The organism is Paenibacillus sp. 01L418, from assembly GCF_056400045.1.
In genome coordinates this window covers 1-1,683 of record NZ_JBFTSN010000716.1, presented here as the reverse complement: position 1 = coordinate 1,683, position 1,683 = coordinate 1, and the positions used below count along the sequence as shown (strand labels likewise).

Annotated in this window: 2 protein-coding genes; both read right to left on the bottom strand. The window is 43.5% G+C overall.

The features are described from left to right. Positions 1-132: 132 nt before the first annotated feature. Entirely contained in the window at positions 133-591 is a 459-nt protein-coding gene (locus AC1DSE_RS34990; RefSeq protein ID WP_477529092.1) for a sigma-70 family RNA polymerase sigma factor, read from the bottom strand. 52 nt (positions 592-643) lie between these two features. Further along, a complete protein-coding gene (locus tag AC1DSE_RS34985) occupies positions 644-1,378 on the bottom strand; it encodes a Gmad2 immunoglobulin-like domain-containing protein (protein ID WP_477511345.1) in 735 nt (244 codons plus the stop codon). Between the last annotated feature and the right edge of the window lie 305 nt (positions 1,379-1,683).

Genomic DNA, 1,683 nt, shown 5'->3' with positions numbered 1-1,683 from the left:
CAGCGGATTGAGTTTGCTTGTTTCGTGCGCTTGCGCTCGATTTTGCCTCTTTGAATAGCTGCATCGGCAACGGCAGCAAGCTGATCGGGAATATCGATTTCATTATATGTTTTTTTAAATAAATCCATTCGGTTACTCATCGTCTTCCCCCTCGTTTAGATGAATATTCAGCTTTGCTAAAGCCCGGTAGACGCTCGATTTCACCGAGCTTAACGGCATATCGACAATTTCAGCAACATCTTTTAAGGGCAAATCTTCAAAATACCTAAGGATGATCACCGTTTTGGACTTCTCGTCAAGACTGTTGAGTGCCTGATGCAGATCGATTTGTTCTTCGGTTCGTTCAGGAGCGTAACCAGCCTCATAATCACTGTCGATATAGACTGTTTTTTTCGCTTTTCGAATATATTCAAGCGCATAATTGACGGCGATCTTTGTTAGCCACGTATGAAAGTATTGCGGCTCACGCACTTTTTTGACAGAAATAAAGGCGCGATATATGGTTTCTTGTACAATTTCGAGAGCATCGTCCTTGTTGCGAACATAAGTATAGGCGATTCGGTAGAGCCGATCCTGTCGACTCGCGATCAATTTGGAGAAGCTTTCGTCATCGCCGGCTATCGCTTTTTTTACAAGTTCAATTTCATTTGAAATGGCGGTCGGCCTCCTTATGAGTAATAGTCGTGCTCTGGTTATGCTCTCCCACACGGTTCCAATCATACTGAACCTTGCCCCAGTCAGGTGCGCCGATAGAGGCTGTTCCAAAACCTGAGGCAAGCACTTTTTCGCCATGTTTTAGGGTATAATTATAGGTGCCCTCTGAAAGTCTCGCCTCGCCCTTTAAGGAATAATCGACGGATACAGGAGTGATCATCAGGTTGCGAAATGATTCGTTATCGACTTTTTTGCTGCAAGCGTACATCGTTAGCGGCATGTTGATTTTGCGAACTTGTTCGCCGCTCTCTTGATCAATTTCATATAGCTCGATATGGAGCGGGATGTCGAGTGACAACTTATTTACCGGAACGATAATGGTCTGATTCACTTTGCCCCATTCCGGTCCGCCTACAGAAGCAGTTCCAAAATCAGTCATGATGATTTTATCGCCTTGCTTGATTGTGAAATGGTAGGTGCCTTCGAATAAGCTTGCTTCGCCATTAATTTCAAATACTAAACTTTGCTTCGCTGCTTCAATGTTGCGGAACGAGTCGTTGCTAATGCTTGCATTGGGCTGTTTCACATGCTGCTGCGTTATTTGGTTTACGTTTTCCTTGGCTTGAACAATGCTGCGGTCGCTGACCGAATTCGTCAGCAACCCGATAAGGGTTACACCGGCAATGACTGAAGTTACGACTGTACCTATTACTATTTTTTTCATATGAATAATCTCCTTATGGCTTTTTCGCCGTGTATTATTGTTAAACGATAGTTGCTGTTTGCTTCATGAAGGCTACATAGGTTAGATGGGCGAGATGGTCATAAAGACGCAAGGAAGTATATTCCATTAATCGGCTATGGAATGCGACCAACTTTTGTATAACGAATAGCGTTTCGGAGCTTGTCTACCTTTTCAACAATTTTAATGGCGCTTCATTATTCCGTGCGTTGTATAATGAATTCTTAAGCTTTGTGTACGAATGCCTCGGCGAATGCTGAGAGGCTATTTATTTGGCAGGAGGAAAT